This window comes from Stenotrophomonas sp. CFBP8994, from assembly GCF_034044835.1.
Taxonomy (GTDB): Bacteria; Pseudomonadota; Gammaproteobacteria; order Xanthomonadales; family Xanthomonadaceae; genus Stenotrophomonas; species Stenotrophomonas rhizophila_A.
The window spans coordinates 583201-598525 of record NZ_JAXCWT010000001.1; the positions used below are offsets into that span (position 1 = coordinate 583201).

Below are 15325 nucleotides of genomic sequence, written 5' to 3' on the forward strand. Positions count from 1 at the left end.
CACGGTCGGGGGCTCCCGATGCTTATCGGCCACCTTCGGGTGGCCTTTTTTTATTCGCGAAGAATGGCCTGCGCCGCGTTGTGTCCCGGCGCGCCGGTGACGCCGCCGCCCGGATGCGTCCCGGAACCGCACAGGTACAGGCCCGGCAGGGCACCGCGGTAGTCGGCCTGGCCCAGCATCGGCCGGGCGCTGAACAGCTGGTTGAGGCTGAGCGCGCCATGGAAGATGTCGCCGCCGATCAGCCCGAAGGTGCGCTCCAGATCCAGCGGACTGAGCGCCTGCCGGCCCAGCACCAGTGCGCTGAATCCCGGCGCGTGCTTCTCGACCGTTGCGATCATCAGGTCGGCCACTTCGTCGCGGTGGTCATCCCAGCTGCGCCCACCGGAAAGCACCGGGGCCACGTGCTGGCAGAACAGGCTGGCCACGTGCTGGCCGGGCGGCGCCAGCGAATCGTCCAGCGTACTCGGGATCAGCATTTCCACGATCGGTTCGCGTGACCAGCCGTGCTGGCGCGCATCGCGGTAGGCGCGGTCCATGTAAGCCAGCGTGGGCGCCATGATGATGCCGGCCGTGAGGTGGTCCCCTGCCCCGGGCAGCACGGAGAACGAGGGCAGGCCGGACAGCGCGACGTTCATGCGGAACGTGCCTGAACCACAGCGCCAGTTCGCCATGCGCTCGCGCGTGGCCAGTGGCACCTCCCCAGGCGCGAGCAGCTGTTCGTACAACAGCTTGGGATTGACGTTGGCCACCACCCTGCGGGCGCGGATGACATCGCCCTGCAGCGTTTCCACCCCTACCGCGCGCCCCTGCTCGACGACGACCCTACGCACGCCGCTGTCGGTACGGATGCTCGCCCCGGCGGCGATGGCCGAGCGCGCCATCGCCTGGGTGATGGCGCCCATGCCGCCGATGGCGTGGCCCCAGGCGCCCTTCACTCCGTTGCTCTCGCCGAAGGCGTGGTGCAGCAGCACGTAGGCCGAGCCGGGCGCCTCCGGGCTCGCGTAGTTGCCCACGATGCCGTCGAACCCGAACAGGGCCTTGATCGGCTCGCTCTCGAACCAGCGGTCCAGGTATTCCGAGGCCGAGATGGTGAACAGGTCCAGCAGTTCCTGGCGCAACGCCGGCGCCAGCCCATGCAGCCGCCTGCCGAGCTGGCCGGCCTGCCACAGCGCCGGCAGCTGGGTCAGCCAATGGCCTTCCCCCACGTTGGGCGGCGCCTGCAGCGCAAGATCGCGCAGCACATCGGCGAATGCCTCCAGGCGCTGCTCGAAGGCCGGCAGGCGCTCGGCATCACGTGCGGAAAAGCGCGCCACCTCCGAGCGGGTCAGCCCGGCACCGGCCAACAGGTAATCGCCGTCCAGCGGCAGGAAGTTGTTGATCCGCCGCGGCACCACCCGCAGCCCGTGCTCGGCCAGCGCCAAGGCCTGGATGATGCGCGGCTGCAGCAGCGACACCGTATAGGAAGCCACCGAATTGCGGAAACCGGGATGAAACTCCTCGGTGACCGCCGCCCCGCCCACTACCGGCCGCCGTTCCAGCACCAGCACCCGCTGCCCGGCCCGGGCCAGGTAGGCCGCGCAGACCAGGCCGTTGTGCCCGCCGCCGATGATGACTGCATCCCAGGCACGCGTCGTTGAAGTGTCCATGCTGGCTGTATACATGACCTTCGACACCCTTGCAGGCCGGGCCACCGGCGTATCGTCTGGCCCACGGCCCCCATCAGGGGGCCTTCCTGAAAGATTCTTCGGCCCGGAGGCCTTACTAGTGATCTCTCGTACTCCCAAGATTGTCCTGCTGACCCTGGCCGTTTCGGCCGCGCTGGTCGGCTGCGGCAAGAACGAAACCCCGGCTACGGACAGCGCGGCCTCCACCGCCACCCCGACCGCCGCCGCCCCGGCCGCCACCGAGTTCAAGCTCGACGAAGCCAAGCTGCCGGCTTACAACGCCTTCCACCCGTCCGACCTGGACAAGAGCCTGGACGCCTGCACCGCGTTCGGCGATTACGTGAACAGCAAGTGGCTGGCCGCCAATGAAATCCCGGGCGACCGCACCAGCTGGGGCGCCTTCACCATCCTGGACGAGCGCTCGGTCGCCGTGCAGCACCAGCTGGCCGAACAGGTCGCCGCGGTGAAGAACCCGACCGGCATCGAAAAGATCGTCGGCGACTTCTGGGCCACCGGCATGGACGAAGCCAAGATCAACGCGCAGGGCATCGAGCCGATCAAGGCCGACCTGGCCGCCATCGACGGCCTGCAGGACAAGGACGCCATCGCCAACTACCTGCGCACCACCGCCGCCAAGGGCGAAAACGTGCTGTTCGGGTTCGGTCCGGAAGCGGACTTCAAGAACTCCAGCATGAACATGGCTTACGCCAGCCAGGGCGGCCTGGGCCTGCCGGACACCACGTACTACACCGACGCCAAGAACGCCGACAAGCTCAAGGCCTACCAGGCGCACGTGGCCAAGGTGCTGGAACTGTCCGGCGTGGCCGCTGCCGACGCCGCCAAGCAGGCGGCGGACGTGGTCAAGTTCGAAACCCGCCTGGCCAAGGCCTCCAAGTCCAGCGAGCAGCTCTCGCGCGATGTCTCGCTGTACTACAACCCGGTCACCGTGGCCGACGCCGACAAGCTGACCCCGAACTTCAGCTGGAGCCGGTTCTTCGAAGCGCAGGGCATTGCCGCGCCGGAGAAGTTCTCGCTGGCCATCCCCAGCTTCCACCAGGAAGTAAGCAAGGCGCTGGGCGACACCGACCCGTCGGTGTGGCGTTCGTACCTGCGCTTCCACACCGTGGATTCGGCGTCGCCGTTCCTGGCTGACGCCTTCGCCCAGGAAAACTACGAGTTCTACGGCAAGACCCTCAACGGCCAGAAGGAAATGAAGCCGCGCTGGAAGCGCGTGCTGGGCACCATCGAAAACGATGCCGGTGAAGCCTTCGGCCAGCTGTACGTCAAGGTCGCCTTCTCGCCCGAGTCGAAGGCCAAGATGGAAGAGCTGGTCAAGAACCTGGCCGCCGCGCTCAAGGAGCGCATCCAGGGCCTGACCTGGATGAGCGATGAGACCAAGGCCAAGGCGATCGCCAAGTGGGAAACCTTCACCCCGAAGATCGGCTACCCGGACAAGTGGCGCGACTGGAGCGGCCTGAGCACCGGCCGTGACAGCTACTTCGGCAACGTGCGCGCGGCCAACGAATTCAACTACAAGTTCGCGCTGGGCAAGATCGGCAAGCCGGTGGACAAGACCGAGTGGGGCATGACCCCGCAGACGGTCAACGCCTACTACAACCCGCTGCAGAACGAGATCGTGTTCCCGGCCGCCATCCTGCAGCCGCCGTTCTTCGACCCGAAGGCCGACGACGCGCTGAACTACGGCGGCATCGGTGCGGTGATCGGCCACGAAATGACCCACGGCTACGACGACCAGGGCAGCCGCTTCGGGCCGACCGGCAACTTCGAGAACTGGTGGACCGATGCGGACACCAAGAACTTCAGCGGGCTGACCGGCAAGCTGGTGAACCAGTTCGACGGCTACAAGGTCGGCGACCAGGCGGTCAACGGCAAGCTGACCCTGGGCGAGAACATCGCCGACCTGGGCGGCCTGGCCACTGCCTACGACGCCCTGCAGAAGGCCAGCGCCGGCAAGGAAGACCCGAAGGTGGACGGCTTCAGCCGCGACCAGCGCTTCTTCTTCAACTGGGCCACCGTGTGGCGCACCAAGTACACCCCGGAGAACGCCAAGGTCCGCCTGGCCACCGATCCGCACGCTCCGGCTGCGTTCCGTGCCATGGGCGCGCCGTCGAACCTGCCGACCTTCGCGGCCGCGTTCGAGTGCAAGCCGGGTACGCCGATGGTGCGCGCCGGCGACAAGCAGGTGGTGATCTGGTAATCGTTCACGCGGTGGCGTGAAGCAGAAAGGCCCGGGATTTTCCCGGGCCTTTTTGTTTGCCCGGTTGCCGGCCAACGGCCGGGGCTACCGTCGGCGTCGGTGAATGCCGCGTTTTCATGCGGGCTTGCTATAGTTCCGCGGTCTTCAATCCTCTTGGATTTGTTTCGCATGCCCAACCTTCGTCCGCTTGCCATCGCCCTCGGCCTGGGCCTGGCCACCCTGGTCGTCACCGACGCCTCCGCCGCCCCGAAGAAGAAGGCCGCCAGCCGTGCGCCCGCCGTGAGCGCGCAGTGCAGCGACTTCCATGACGCCACCAATGCCGGCTGGCTGAAGGCCAACCCGGTGCCGCAGACCGGTGCCACCACCGCTATTGGCCAGCTCGCCGAGCGTACCCGCGTGCAGCAGCGCGAGCTGCTGGATGGCGCGATGAAGGCACCGCAGGGCAACGTGCAGAAGCTGCTGGGCGACTTCTGGGCCAGCGGCCTGGATGAAGCGGCCGTGGAAGCCGACGGCTCGGCCCCGATCGCGCCGCTGCTGACCCGCATCAACGCCATCAAGAAGGCCAAGGATGTGCCGGCTTCGATTGCCGCGCTGCATCAGGTCGGCATCCCGGTGGCCTTCAACTTCGCCCCGGACGTGGACCTGAAGGCGCTGGATCGCCACATCGGCTACTTCATGCAGGGCGGCATGGGCCTGCCCGACCCGGCCTTCTACACCCGCACCGACGCCGATACCGTGGCGCTGATGGGCCGTTACCGTGCGTACGTGAAGCAGATCCTGGCCCTGACCGGCACCCCGGCCGACAAGCTGGAGGCCGAATCGCAGGCGGTGATCGCGCTGGAAACCGAGCTGGCGCGCAATGCGCAGTCGCTGGCCGGCATCAACAACCCGTTCAACAACTACGCGCCGATTTCCACCAAGGAACTCAACAGCCGCTTCCGCAACCTGCAGCTGGATGCGTTCCTGAAGGCGCAGGGCGTCAACGACGACCTGGTCTCGTTGTCCGACCCGGAGCTGTTCAAGGCGCTCGACGGCATGGTCACCCGGATCAAGCCGGACCAGTGGAAGGCCTATCTGCGCTGGCGCGTGGGCGATGCCATGGCCCCCTACCTGTCCAAGGCCTACCGCGATGCGGAGTTTGAATTCCGCGGCCGCGTGATCCGTGGCGAAACCATCGCCCCGGCCCGCTGGGAGCAGGTGCTGGATGCGATGAACGTGGCCGCCGGCCCGATGGTCGGCCGTGAATATGCCGCACGTTACCTGTCGGCCGACGATCGCCGCCAGGCCGCCGTGATCGTCGACAAGATCCGCGAAACCCAGATCGAGGCGGTCAAGGCCAGCGGCTGGCTGAGCCCGGAAGCCAAAACCGAAGCACAGGCCAAGCTGGCCGCGCTGAAGATCGAGATCGGCACGCCGCTGCGCGACCTCGATTACAGCGTGCAGCCGATGGGCCGTGGCAGCTTCGGCGGCAACATGCTGATCGCCTCCACCTGGCGCCATCGCGAAGAAATGAAGCGCATCGGCAAAGGCAACGCCGACCGCCGCTGGGATGTGTTGCCGCAGCAGCCGGCACTGGCCTATGACATCGCGCAGAACCGCCTGATCGTCACTGCCGCCGTGCTGCAGGGCCCGGTGTTCAATGCCAAGGCCGACAACGCCGACAAGTACGGCAGCTTCGGCGCGCTGGTTGCCCACGAACTGAACCGTGCGATCGATGCCAAGGGTGCCCTGGTCGATTCCAAGGGCGAACTGCGCAGCTGGTGGACCCCGGCCGACAAGACCGCCTGGAACCTGCTGGGCAACCGCGTGGCTGCGCAGTACAGCAGCCTGGACTTCCCCGGCGTGAAGGGGGCCAAGGTCAATGGCGAACTGACCCGCGAAGAGAACCTGGCCGATCTGGCCGGCGTGGAACTGGCATGGGCGGCCTACCAGTCGGCCGAACCCGCCGCCAAGCCGGCCGCGCAGCAGGGCTTCTTCCGCGCCTGGGCCAGCCTGTGGCCGCAGCAGCTCTCGCCGGGCGAAGCCGCGCAGCGGTTGACCGCGGACACGCTGGCCCCGGGCAAGTGGCGCACCAACGTGCCGCTGTCCAACCTGCCCGCCTTCGGTGCCACCTTCAGCTGCAAGCCGGGACAGCCGATGCAGCGCGTGGACAGCGACCAGATCAAGATCTGGCGCTGAGCGAAACGTTGATGGATTGAATGAGGGCGCCCCCAGGGGCGCCCTTTTTCATGCACGTAGAGCCACGCCGTGCGTGGCTGCACGTCTCGCGCGCGCCGCAAAGCCACGCAGAGCGTGGCTCTACGCGCTGGGCTGCAGCCAGCCCCGGTAATTCACGATCAACCCCACCCCGGGTGCGGCGATCTCCACGTTGAACACGAACCGGCCGTCCACTTCGGTTTCGAACGTGTTGCCCCTGGGCAGCAGCGCCTTCGGCAGCGGCACGCCCAGGCAGGACCACCGCCGCGGCACCAGCAGCAACCGCTCGCCTTCCACCACCAGCGCCAACGCGACCTCGATCACCCCGAAGCGCTCGACCAGCAGCGCATCGTTGCGCCCTGCCCCGCGCCGCTGCCACGAGGTGAACCGGCGCCCGCCAAAATCACGCGTCCAGCGCTCGATGCCCTGGTCCGGCGTGAAGGTCACGGTGACCGGCACATCAGTGCCCGCCTTGGGAAAACCGATCACCCCCGCAACCAGGCGTGACACCAGCCCGGTGCCGCGACGGACCTGCGCCGTTCCGCTCCAGCGGCGTTGCCCGGACATGTCGTGCAGCGCCTGCACCTGCGCAGGCAGCGCATCGTATGCACTGCCCAGCACCTGCCGGTACAGGCTGGCGGCGGCGCGACAGTCGCGCAGTTACTTCACGCTGCGCAGGTGGTTGGGCCGCTTCGGGCCACCCGGCGGGCGCCGGTTGAATGGCGGCTGCCCCCGCCAGTAGCGGATCAGCAGCCAGCCAAACAACATGCCGCCCAGGTGGGCAAAGTGGGCCACGCCCGGTTGCCAACCGGTGGCGCCGAGCACCAGTTCCATCACGCCGAACACGATGACGAAGGTGCGCGCCTTCATCGGAATGGGCGGGAACAGCAGCATCACGCGCTGGTTGGGGAACAGCATGCCGTAGGCCAGCAACAGGCCGAAAACGCCGCCGGATGCGCCCAGCACGGTGGCCGGGTCGGCGATCATGGCGCCCACGGCCAGCTGGCACAGGCCGGCACCGGCCACGCACACCAGGTAGTAGGTCAGGAAGCGCTTCTCGCCCCAGGTCTGCTCCAGCGGCGCACCGAACATGAAGAGCGCCAGCATGTTGAAGAACAGGTGCCCGAAGCTGCCGTGCAGGAACCCATAGGTCAGCAGCTGCCACGGCTGGAAATTGCCACCCGGCGAGAACGGGTCGAAGCCACCGCGCAGCGGTTGCAGCATGAACGGCTCGAACGTGCCGTTGCCGAGCAGGAACGGCTGCTGCAGCAGGAACAGCACGATGTTGGCGATCAACAGTGCCTTGGTGACGGTGGGCAGTCGCGGGAACATGGGGGCATCCTTTGGAACCGCGCCCATCATAACGGGCTAGCCCGGTCCCCACACCGCCGCGTCCAGGTCATCGCCGCTGCCGCGCGGCATGTGCTTGACCCGCCCGCGCTCCATCACCACCCCTTCGGCGCGCAGCCGCTGGTTCTGCTCGCGCCAGCCACGCGAGCCTTCCGGCATCGCGATCCGCCCGTCCGAGCGCAGCACCCGGTGCCAGGGCAGGTCCGGATCGTCGTTCATGCCCAGCACCCGTGCGGTCAACCGTGCCCGGCCCGGCAGTCCCGCCTTGGCAGCCACCTGGCCGTAGCCCATCACCTGCCCGCGCGGAATGGCCCGGATCACCGCCAGGATGCGCTCGCGCGCCTGCGCGGCAGCGTCCACCGCGTCGTCGGCCGGCGACGCGGATTTCTTCAGGCGCGCACGCGGCTGACCAGCAGCACGCCGACCAGCACCAGCGCCGTCCCCAGGATCTGCCAGGGGCCCATGGGTTCGTCGAGCAGCCATAGACTCATCACGATGGTGGATACCGGCCCGAGCATACCCACCTGCGCGGCCAGCGACGAGCCGATCCGCTTCACCGCCAGCATGATCGCCAGCACCGGCAGCACCGTGCAGACCGTCGCGTTGACCAGCGACAGCCAGTACACCGGCACCGGCTGCTGGAACAGCACCGGCAGCGGGTGCAGGACCGCGAAGTGCAGCGCGCACAACACGCAGGCCACGCAGCTGGCATAGGCGGTGAGCCGGATCGCGCCGATCCGCGCCACCACCTGGCCGCTGCCGAACAGGTACAGCGCGTAGCTGAGCGCGCTGGCGAACACCAGCGCACTGCCCAGCACGATGCGCCCGCCTTCCAGCTGCAGGTCGTGGCCGAAGGCCAGCAGCACGCCGAGATAGCTGAGTACCAGTGCGGCCACCTGCCAGCGCCCGGGCTTCTTTTTCAGCAGCACCAGGCTGATCAGCAGCACCAGGGTGGGATTGAGGTACAGGATCAGCCGTTCAAGGGTCACGCTGATGTACTGCAGTCCCTGGAAGTCGAGCAGGCTGGAAAGGTAGTAGCCGGTGAAGCCCAGCCACACCACCCGGCCCCGGTCGGCCCAGGACAAGGCGGTGGCGCGGCGGGCCGACCACACTGCGAGCAATGCGAACAACGGGAACGCCATCAGCATGCGCAATGCCAGCAGCGTGGTAGCGTCCACGCCGTGGCGATAGGCCAGTTTGACGATCACGGCCTTGCCGGAGGCGGCTACCGCGCCGACGGCGGCGAGCAGGATGCCGGAGGTGGCTAGGCGTGGGGAGGAGGTGGGAAGCGCGTGCGACATCCCACGCATTGTCGCATCAGCGGATGTCTACCGAACAACGGTCGGCAGCTACCGGGGGGGTTGATACGCCTCAGCGCATCAACACCACCTCTTCCGACGATGTCGGATGGATGGCGACGGTGTCGTCGAGCTGGGCCTTGGTGACGCCCATTTTCACCGCGACCGCGAAACCCTGCAGGATCTCGTCGGCCGATTCGCCGAGCAGGTGTACGCCTACCACCCGCTCCTCTTCGCCCACGCAGACCAGTTTGAACAGGCTGCGTTGGGTGCCATCGGCCAGCGCCTGCAGCATCGGTCGGAAATTGGTGCGGTAGATGCGCACGTCACCGTGACGGGCGCGCGCCTCTTCTTCGCTCAAGCCCACCGCGCCCAGTGCCGGGTGCGAGAACACCACGCTGGCGATGTTCTGGTAATCCATCTTCGCCTGCGGCTGTCCGCCGAACAGGCGGTCCATCAGCCTGCGGGCGGCGGCGATGGCCACCGGGGTCAGGCCTACCTTGCCCGAGATATCGCCCACGGCGTGCACGCTGGGCACCGCCGTGGTCTGCCAGTCGTCAACCTCGACCTCGCCCTTGTCACCGACCACGATGCCCAGTGCCTCCAGTCCCAACCCGGCACTGTTGCCACGCCGACCGGTCGCGAAGAACACCTGGTCGAAGTGCGGTTCGGCCGGGCCATCGTGGCCGTAGGCAATGAGATCATCGCCCTCGCGCCGCAGTTCGCGCAGCCGGTAATTGAAGTGCAGCTGCACGCCCTGGTGGCGCAGGTTCTCGGCCAACTGTGCGGTCAGCTCGGCGTCGAAGCGCTCCAGCAGGCGTTCGCCGCGCACCAGCAACGTGACGCGGCTGCCCAGTGCCTGCAGCAGGCCGGCCAGTTCCACGGCGATGTAACCGCCACCGACGATCGCCACGCGCCCGGGGGCGCCGCACAGGTTGAAAAAGTCGTCCGACACCGACCCCAGTTCGGCGCCGGGAATGTCCGGGCGCTGCGGGTGGGCACCGGTGGCGAGCAACACGTGTTCCCCGCTGATGCGGATGCCATCGCTGCATTCCACCGTATGCGCATCCAGCAGCCTGCCCTTGCGCGGCACACGCACCACGTTGCTGTCGTTCAGGCGCTTGAGGTAACTGGCATGGATGTTGGCGATGTAGGCCTGGCGATGCACCACCAGTTCCTTCCAGTCCAGCGCCGGTCGCGCCGGTACATCGAAGCCCATCGCCGCAGCCAGGCCGATCCGCCCGGAAAGGTCGGCCGCCAGCCACATCGCCTTCTTCGGCACGCAGCCGACGTTGACGCAGGTACCGCCCAGTTCGCCCGGTTCCAGCATCGCCACCCGCTTGCCGTGCTGCGCTGCGCGGAAGGCGGCGGCCAGGCCACCGGAGCCACCGCCCAGCACGATCAGATCGTAGTCGTAATGCGTTGTCATGGGCGCCAGCATGCCACGCCACGTCGCGATTCAAACGTGACGACGCGGCCTGAATCGTTTCATCGGCGCAACGCTGGCCAACGCCCGTAGGTCATCGCGCGCCAGATCCACTCCAGCGGCCCGAACCGGAAATGGCGCAGCCACGCATGGCTGAGCAGCACCTGCAATGCGAACAGCGCCACCGCGAACGGAACCTGCCAGGCACGCGGCATCGTTTCAAACGCACCCAGCCCGTAGCCGTAGAACAGCCAGGTGCAGACCAGTGACTGCAGGATGTATTGGGTCAGCGCCATCCGCCCCATGGGCGCCAGCACGCGCAGGCGGTCCCGCCAGCGCACGATCCAGGCCAAATAGCCCAGGCACATCAACAGGCTGGCCACCGACGACAGCGCATACGCCGCGCCGGTGGTGGGGGTGAACGTGCCGGGCGCCAGGTACGGCACCCAGCTCGCGCTGATGAGCATCAACAGCAGTCCAACCGGCAGCGCGCCGCGCCGCAACCAACGGTAGAGACGCTCGAACCGCGCCGGGTCGGCCAGCGCGCCACTGCGTGCGAACCAGCTGCCGAGCAGGAACATGCCCAGCACTTCCGGGCCGATGATCAGCGCCCCGGACAGGGCCGTGCCCAGATCGCTGGCCCGCTGCGCCACCGCCTGGCCGAAGCTGCCATGGCCATACGCCTGGCGCTGCAGTTCCACGGTCTGCTGGCCCTGCGCCATGGCCGAGCCGAGGGTGCCGCCATCGCCTTCCACCTGTCCGACCAGGCCCAGCATCGCGCCCAGCAGCAGCATCATCGCCGCCGCACACAGGTAGGTGGCCACGCCCATCGCCGGCAACCAGCGTTGCGGCGCTTCGCGCGTGGCCAGCAGCGGCAACGACACCAGCGCGTAGATCACCAGGATGTCGCCGGACCACACCAGTAGCGCATGGCACAGGCCGATCAGCAGCAGCCCGCCGCTGCGGCGCAGGTAGAAGCTCGTGAAGTCGCGGCGCGCCGCTTCGGCACGTTGCGCCATGATCGCAAAGCCGGCGCCGAACAACAGCGAGAACAGGGTGAAGAACTTGCCCTGCACCAGCACGTAGACGGCGGCATCAACCCAGTAGTCCAACCCCTGCCAGTGCGGGTCGATGCCGGTGAAGGCCAGGTCCAGCGGGCCGCTCAGCGCTTCCATGTTCATCAACAGGATGCCCAGCAGCGCGACCCCGCGCAGGATGTCGATGACTTCGATGCGGTCGTCGGCAGCCACCGGCTGCAGCGTGGGGGAAACAGGCTTCACGGGCGACTCGCTTGGCAGGGCGGACAGTATGCCGCCGCAGCCCGCAGGCCGCCCGGCATTTCGGGGCTGCAGATACGCAACGGCCCGCCGAAGCGGGCCGTTGCCTCAGGCGGTGGCCTGCACTCAGTGCTGGTGGCCGCCGTCGCCGTGCACGTGGCCGTGCTCGAGTTCTTCGGCAGCAGCTTCACGCACGTCGACGATCTCGACCGAGAAGTGCAGGTCCTTGCCGGCCATCGGGTGGTTGAGGTCCACGTCGACCACGCTCATGCCGACCTTTTCAACGGTCACGGCGCGCGGGCCGAAGTTGGTCTGCAGCACGACCTGCTGACCCTTCACCAGGCGGGTTTCACCGAAGTGCTTCTTCGGCACGCGCTGGGACAGGCCTTCCTTGCGCTCGCCATAGGCATCAGCGGCCTTCACATCGACCTCGAAGGAGGCGCCGGCTTCCTTGTCGAGCATGGCGGCTTCCAGGCCCGGGATGATGTTGCCGTGGCCGATCAGGATCGCCAGCGGGTCACGGTCCCTGGAGCTCTCGATCGGCTCCTGGCCCTGCTCGGCGACGGTGTAATGGAAGCGGACGACGCGGTCTTTTTCGATCTTCATGCGGAACTCTTGTGCTGAGGCTGCCAGGGCAGACGGGTGGGACGGGTTGTCGCCCGCCAAGTACGCCGCCATCATGACGGCCTTCTGAGGCCGCGCATTATCCGGACATCACGCACATGACGCCAGTTCCGCGCTTGAACCGCTCTGTTGCCCGGGTTGCCGCCGTGCTTGCCCTGGCCCTGCTGGCCGCCTGCGGCGGCGGCAAGGCCACCCGCCCGAGTGCGCCGGCCGCCTCCACCCAGGTCTGGCCGACGGTGGTGCCCAATGACCCGCAGGCGGCCAATGCGGTGCTGATGCGCGCCATCGGGCTGGTCGGCACGCCCTACCGCTACGGCGGCAACACCCCCGAGTCGGGCTTTGACTGCAGCGGGCTGGTGGCCTACGTGTACCGGGAAATGCTGGACCTGAAGCTGCCCCGGACTTCGCGCGACCTGGCGGCGGTGCAGGGACCGAAGATCGATCCGCAGCGGTTGGCACCGGGCGATCTGGTGTTCTTCGGCGACCGCGGCAACGTCTTCCACGTCGGCATCTACGTGGGCGAAGGGCGCTTCGTGCATGCCCCGAGCACCGGCGGAACGGTCCGGCTGGATTCGCTCGGCGGCACCTATTGGAAGCAGCACTACACAGGGGCGAAACGCGTCCTTCACTGAAATGAACAGGGCAAAGGTCTAAAAATGTGACCTCCATCACGTTCATATAAACGAAAATTTAACGAAATTTGTACCAAATCACACGTCTTACACGGCATCATCACCCATCGTTTTTATTCAGTGACCGCCGCGTGACGACAGCCGACCTGACGTGCCAAGGCCAGACCGCCACTTTCCGGCGCACTGCCCGCCCCGCTCTTCTCGCTTTCGCCCTCTGCCTGGCCAGCCTTCCGGCCTGGGCGCAGACGGCACCGACGACCGCCGTCGATGCTGCTCCGGTTGCCACCGTAGCCGCCACCGAGATCCCCGCCGCCGCCAAGCCCAAGGCTGACGCGCCGGCCCGCAGCAAGGCCGATGCCGCTGCCAGTGCCACCCTCGCCGCCCTGCTTCCGCACCTGGCAGCCAACGACACCATTCCGCTCATGGACCGCTCGGCGATGTTCGCCGGCGACCTGAGCCGCCTGCTGGCCAACTACGATGCCAGCTCCGGCGCCAATGGCGTCGTGGTCGGTGGGGCCGCCGACAATGGCAAGGTGCAGTCGCTGCTGCGCCGTGCGATGACGCTGCTGGGCACCCCGTACCGTTGGGGCGGCACCTCGCCGGACAGCGGTTTCGACTGCAGCGGGCTGGTCGGCTACGTGTTCAAGACCGCGCTGGGCATCGACCTGCCGCGCGTCTCGCGTGAAATGGCCCATGACGGCGAAGCCGAGCTGATCAACGACCGCAACGCGCTGGCGGCCGGTGACCTGGTGTTCTTCGGCCGCAGGGGCCGGGTCGACCACGTGGGCATCTACGTGGGCGAAGGCCGCTTCCTGCACGCCCCCAGCACCGGCAAGGACGTCCGCGTGGACAGCCTGGTCTCGGGTTACTGGAGCGGCAAGTTCATGCAGGCCCGCCGCGTCGAGCTCTGAGCCGGCCGGCCCGCCCCGCCATTTGAAGGCCGCTGCCCCGTGCAGCGGCCTTTTTCGTTATGGGCGCCGGTGGCCGGTAACGGGGGCAACCGGCGTTGTCCCTACTGTCGTTCGAGCAATTCCAAGTGCGTGCGACCAGCCCAGGCCGGCGTCGGCAGGGGTTGTTGACTCCGGCGTGGGGCGGCTCGCCGGGGTCACGCCGACCAGTAGACACCGCCCGGGATCTTTCCAGTAAAGGTGACGCATGGCGGCAGTCCCTGAATTTCCGGCCCGGTGTGTGATCTGGTTTGGGCAACCTCACGCGGCCGAGCGCGCCGCATTGGCAGCGGAAGGGTGGCAGGTGCGCGGGGTGGCCAGCGATGCATGCGTGGCCATCGGCATGCGCGGCAGCGACCTGGTGGTCGGGCTGCTGGACCTGCGCGGGGCGGCCCCCGGCAACGTGGAGCACCTGCAGGCGCTATTGGAGCAGCACCGGCACATGCGCGTGCTGGCGATCCTGCCGCCCGGGCCCTACCCCACGCCGCCGCCGCTGCAGTCGTTGCTGGCGGGGTGTGTGGAGACGTTCACGGCGCCGCTGGATCTCTCCAGCCTGGTACAGCGGCTGCAGCACCTGGCGGACGGCGACGAGACGCGTTCGCCGGCCGGTGCACAGGCACTCGTCGGGAACAGTGCGGTGCTGCAGGTGGCACGGGCGGCGTTGCGCAAGTTCGCGCCGGTGGAACTGCCGGTGCTGGTCACGGGCGAAACGGGCACGGGCAAGGAGCTGGCGGCGCAGGCACTGCATGCGCTGTCACCGCGGCATGCGCGGCCATTCCTGGCGGTTAACTGCGGGGCGATTCCGGCGGCGCTGGTGCAGTCGGAACTGTTCGGGCATGAGCGCGGGGCGTTCACCGGTGCGGCGACGCGTCGGCTGGGCCTGTTCGAGACGGCCAGCGGGGGCACGGTGTTCCTTGACGAGATCGGCGACCTGCCGCTGGATGCGCAGACGAACCTGTTGCGGGTGCTGCAGGAAGGCACGATCGAGCGGGTGGGCAGCAATCATCCGCTGGCGGTGGATGTACGGGTGGTGGCGGCAACGCACGTCGATCTGGAGCAGGCGGTGGAGCGTGGGCAGTTCCGCCGCGATCTGTTCTACCGGCTCAATGTGCTGCGCTTGCCGATGCCGGCGCTGCGTGACCGTGGCAGCGACATCCTTCTGCTGGCGGAGCATTTCCTGGCCAGTTTCCGCCGCCGGCACGTGACGCGCGCGCGCGGGTTCACGACGGAAGCGGCGCAGGCGCTGCTGCGGTTCAACTGGCCGGGCAATGTGCGCGAGCTGTTGAACCGGGTGCAGCGGGCGGCGATCGTGAGCGAGGCCGAGCTGATCAATGTGGCCGATCTGGAGCTGCTGCCACCGCAGGTGGAGATGCCGCAGCGGCTGCTGCACGATGCGCGCCAGGCGGCCGAGCGCGACGCCTTGTTGCAGGCCCTGCGCGATAACGCGTTCAACATCACTGCGTGTGCCCGCACCATGCAGGTGTCCCGCGTTACCGTGTATCGCCTCTGCCGCAAGCATCAACTCGCTCTGCCTGAGTTGCGCTGAGCGCTGAAAGCCCTGGTTTGCGAACGTACGGGCTTTGGGTCGGCGGGGGCGGGCTTGCGGGGGACGTCGTAAACCCATCCATGGGGGCTTGGTCGCCGCATCCATGCGGCTCACACCCCCGCAAACCCACCCCCGCCGACCCTTCGA

The 15325-nt window shown here is 67.7% G+C and carries 13 protein-coding genes; 5 read left to right on the forward strand and 8 right to left on the reverse strand.

Annotated elements, in window-relative coordinates; genetic code table 11:
* Positions 1-50: 50 nt before the first annotated feature.
* Positions 51-1646 (reverse strand): phytoene desaturase family protein, encoded by a 1596-nt coding sequence (locus SOM39_RS02810; protein WP_093533398.1) that lies wholly within the window; start codon positions 1644-1646, stop codon positions 51-53.
* 121 nt (positions 1647-1767) lie between these two features.
* Between SOM39_RS02810 and SOM39_RS02815 the strand changes: the two genes are divergently transcribed.
* Together SOM39_RS02815 and SOM39_RS02820 are read left to right on the forward strand one after the other, a co-directional pair.
* Positions 1768-3882 (forward strand): M13 family metallopeptidase, encoded by a 2115-nt coding sequence (locus tag SOM39_RS02815; RefSeq protein WP_176472633.1) that lies wholly within the window; start codon positions 1768-1770, stop codon positions 3880-3882.
* Positions 3883-4050: 168 nt separating this feature from the next.
* Positions 4051-6060: a M13 family metallopeptidase gene (locus SOM39_RS02820; protein WP_068853496.1), complete on the forward strand. Its 2010-nt coding sequence runs from the start codon at positions 4051-4053 to the stop codon at positions 6058-6060.
* A 120-nt stretch (positions 6061-6180) separates the two neighbouring features.
* Here SOM39_RS02820 and SOM39_RS02825 read toward each other — a convergent pair whose 3' ends face one another.
* The 7 genes from SOM39_RS02825 to SOM39_RS02855 all read right to left on the reverse strand — a co-directional run bounded on the left by SOM39_RS02825 (position 6181) and on the right by SOM39_RS02855 (position 12035).
* Positions 6181-6699, reverse strand: coding sequence for a DUF4166 domain-containing protein (locus tag SOM39_RS02825; RefSeq protein WP_320457409.1), 519 nt, complete (start codon positions 6697-6699; stop codon positions 6181-6183).
* A gap of 39 nt (positions 6700-6738) precedes the next feature.
* Entirely contained in the window at positions 6739-7410 is a 672-nt protein-coding gene (locus SOM39_RS02830; protein ID WP_068853500.1) for a rhomboid family intramembrane serine protease, read from the reverse strand.
* A 36-nt stretch (positions 7411-7446) separates the two neighbouring features.
* On the reverse strand, positions 7447-7788 hold the full coding sequence (locus SOM39_RS02835; protein WP_176472634.1) for an MGMT family protein: 342 nt from the start codon (positions 7786-7788) through the stop codon (positions 7447-7449).
* A gap of 29 nt (positions 7789-7817) precedes the next feature.
* Entirely contained in the window at positions 7818-8738 is a 921-nt protein-coding gene (locus SOM39_RS02840; protein WP_307106637.1) for a DMT family transporter, read from the reverse strand.
* A gap of 61 nt (positions 8739-8799) precedes the next feature.
* Positions 8800-10155: a glutathione-disulfide reductase gene (gene gorA / locus SOM39_RS02845; RefSeq protein ID WP_320457411.1), complete on the reverse strand. Its 1356-nt coding sequence runs from the start codon at positions 10153-10155 to the stop codon at positions 8800-8802.
* A 59-nt stretch (positions 10156-10214) separates the two neighbouring features.
* Positions 10215-11459 carry a DUF418 domain-containing protein gene (locus SOM39_RS02850; RefSeq protein WP_414715854.1) on the reverse strand — a complete coding sequence of 415 codons (1245 nt, stop codon included), beginning with the start codon at positions 11457-11459 and terminating at the stop codon, positions 10215-10217.
* Between the two features lie 96 nt (positions 11460-11555).
* Positions 11556-12035, reverse strand: a complete 480-nt coding sequence (locus SOM39_RS02855) for an FKBP-type peptidyl-prolyl cis-trans isomerase (RefSeq protein WP_093533402.1) — start codon at positions 12033-12035, stop codon at positions 11556-11558.
* A 116-nt stretch (positions 12036-12151) separates the two neighbouring features.
* Between SOM39_RS02855 and SOM39_RS02860 the strand changes: the two genes are divergently transcribed.
* The 3 genes from SOM39_RS02860 to SOM39_RS02870 all read left to right on the forward strand — a co-directional run bounded on the left by SOM39_RS02860 (position 12152) and on the right by SOM39_RS02870 (position 15178).
* A complete protein-coding gene (locus SOM39_RS02860; protein ID WP_093533403.1) occupies positions 12152-12685 on the forward strand; it encodes a C40 family peptidase in 534 nt (177 codons plus the stop codon).
* Between the two features lie 131 nt (positions 12686-12816).
* Positions 12817-13596: an NlpC/P60 family protein gene (locus SOM39_RS02865; RefSeq protein WP_184126498.1), complete on the forward strand. Its 780-nt coding sequence runs from the start codon at positions 12817-12819 to the stop codon at positions 13594-13596.
* 244 nt (positions 13597-13840) lie between these two features.
* A complete protein-coding gene (locus SOM39_RS02870) occupies positions 13841-15178 on the forward strand; it encodes a sigma-54 interaction domain-containing protein (RefSeq protein WP_320457413.1) in 1338 nt (445 codons plus the stop codon).
* Positions 15179-15325: the final 147 nt, after the last annotated feature.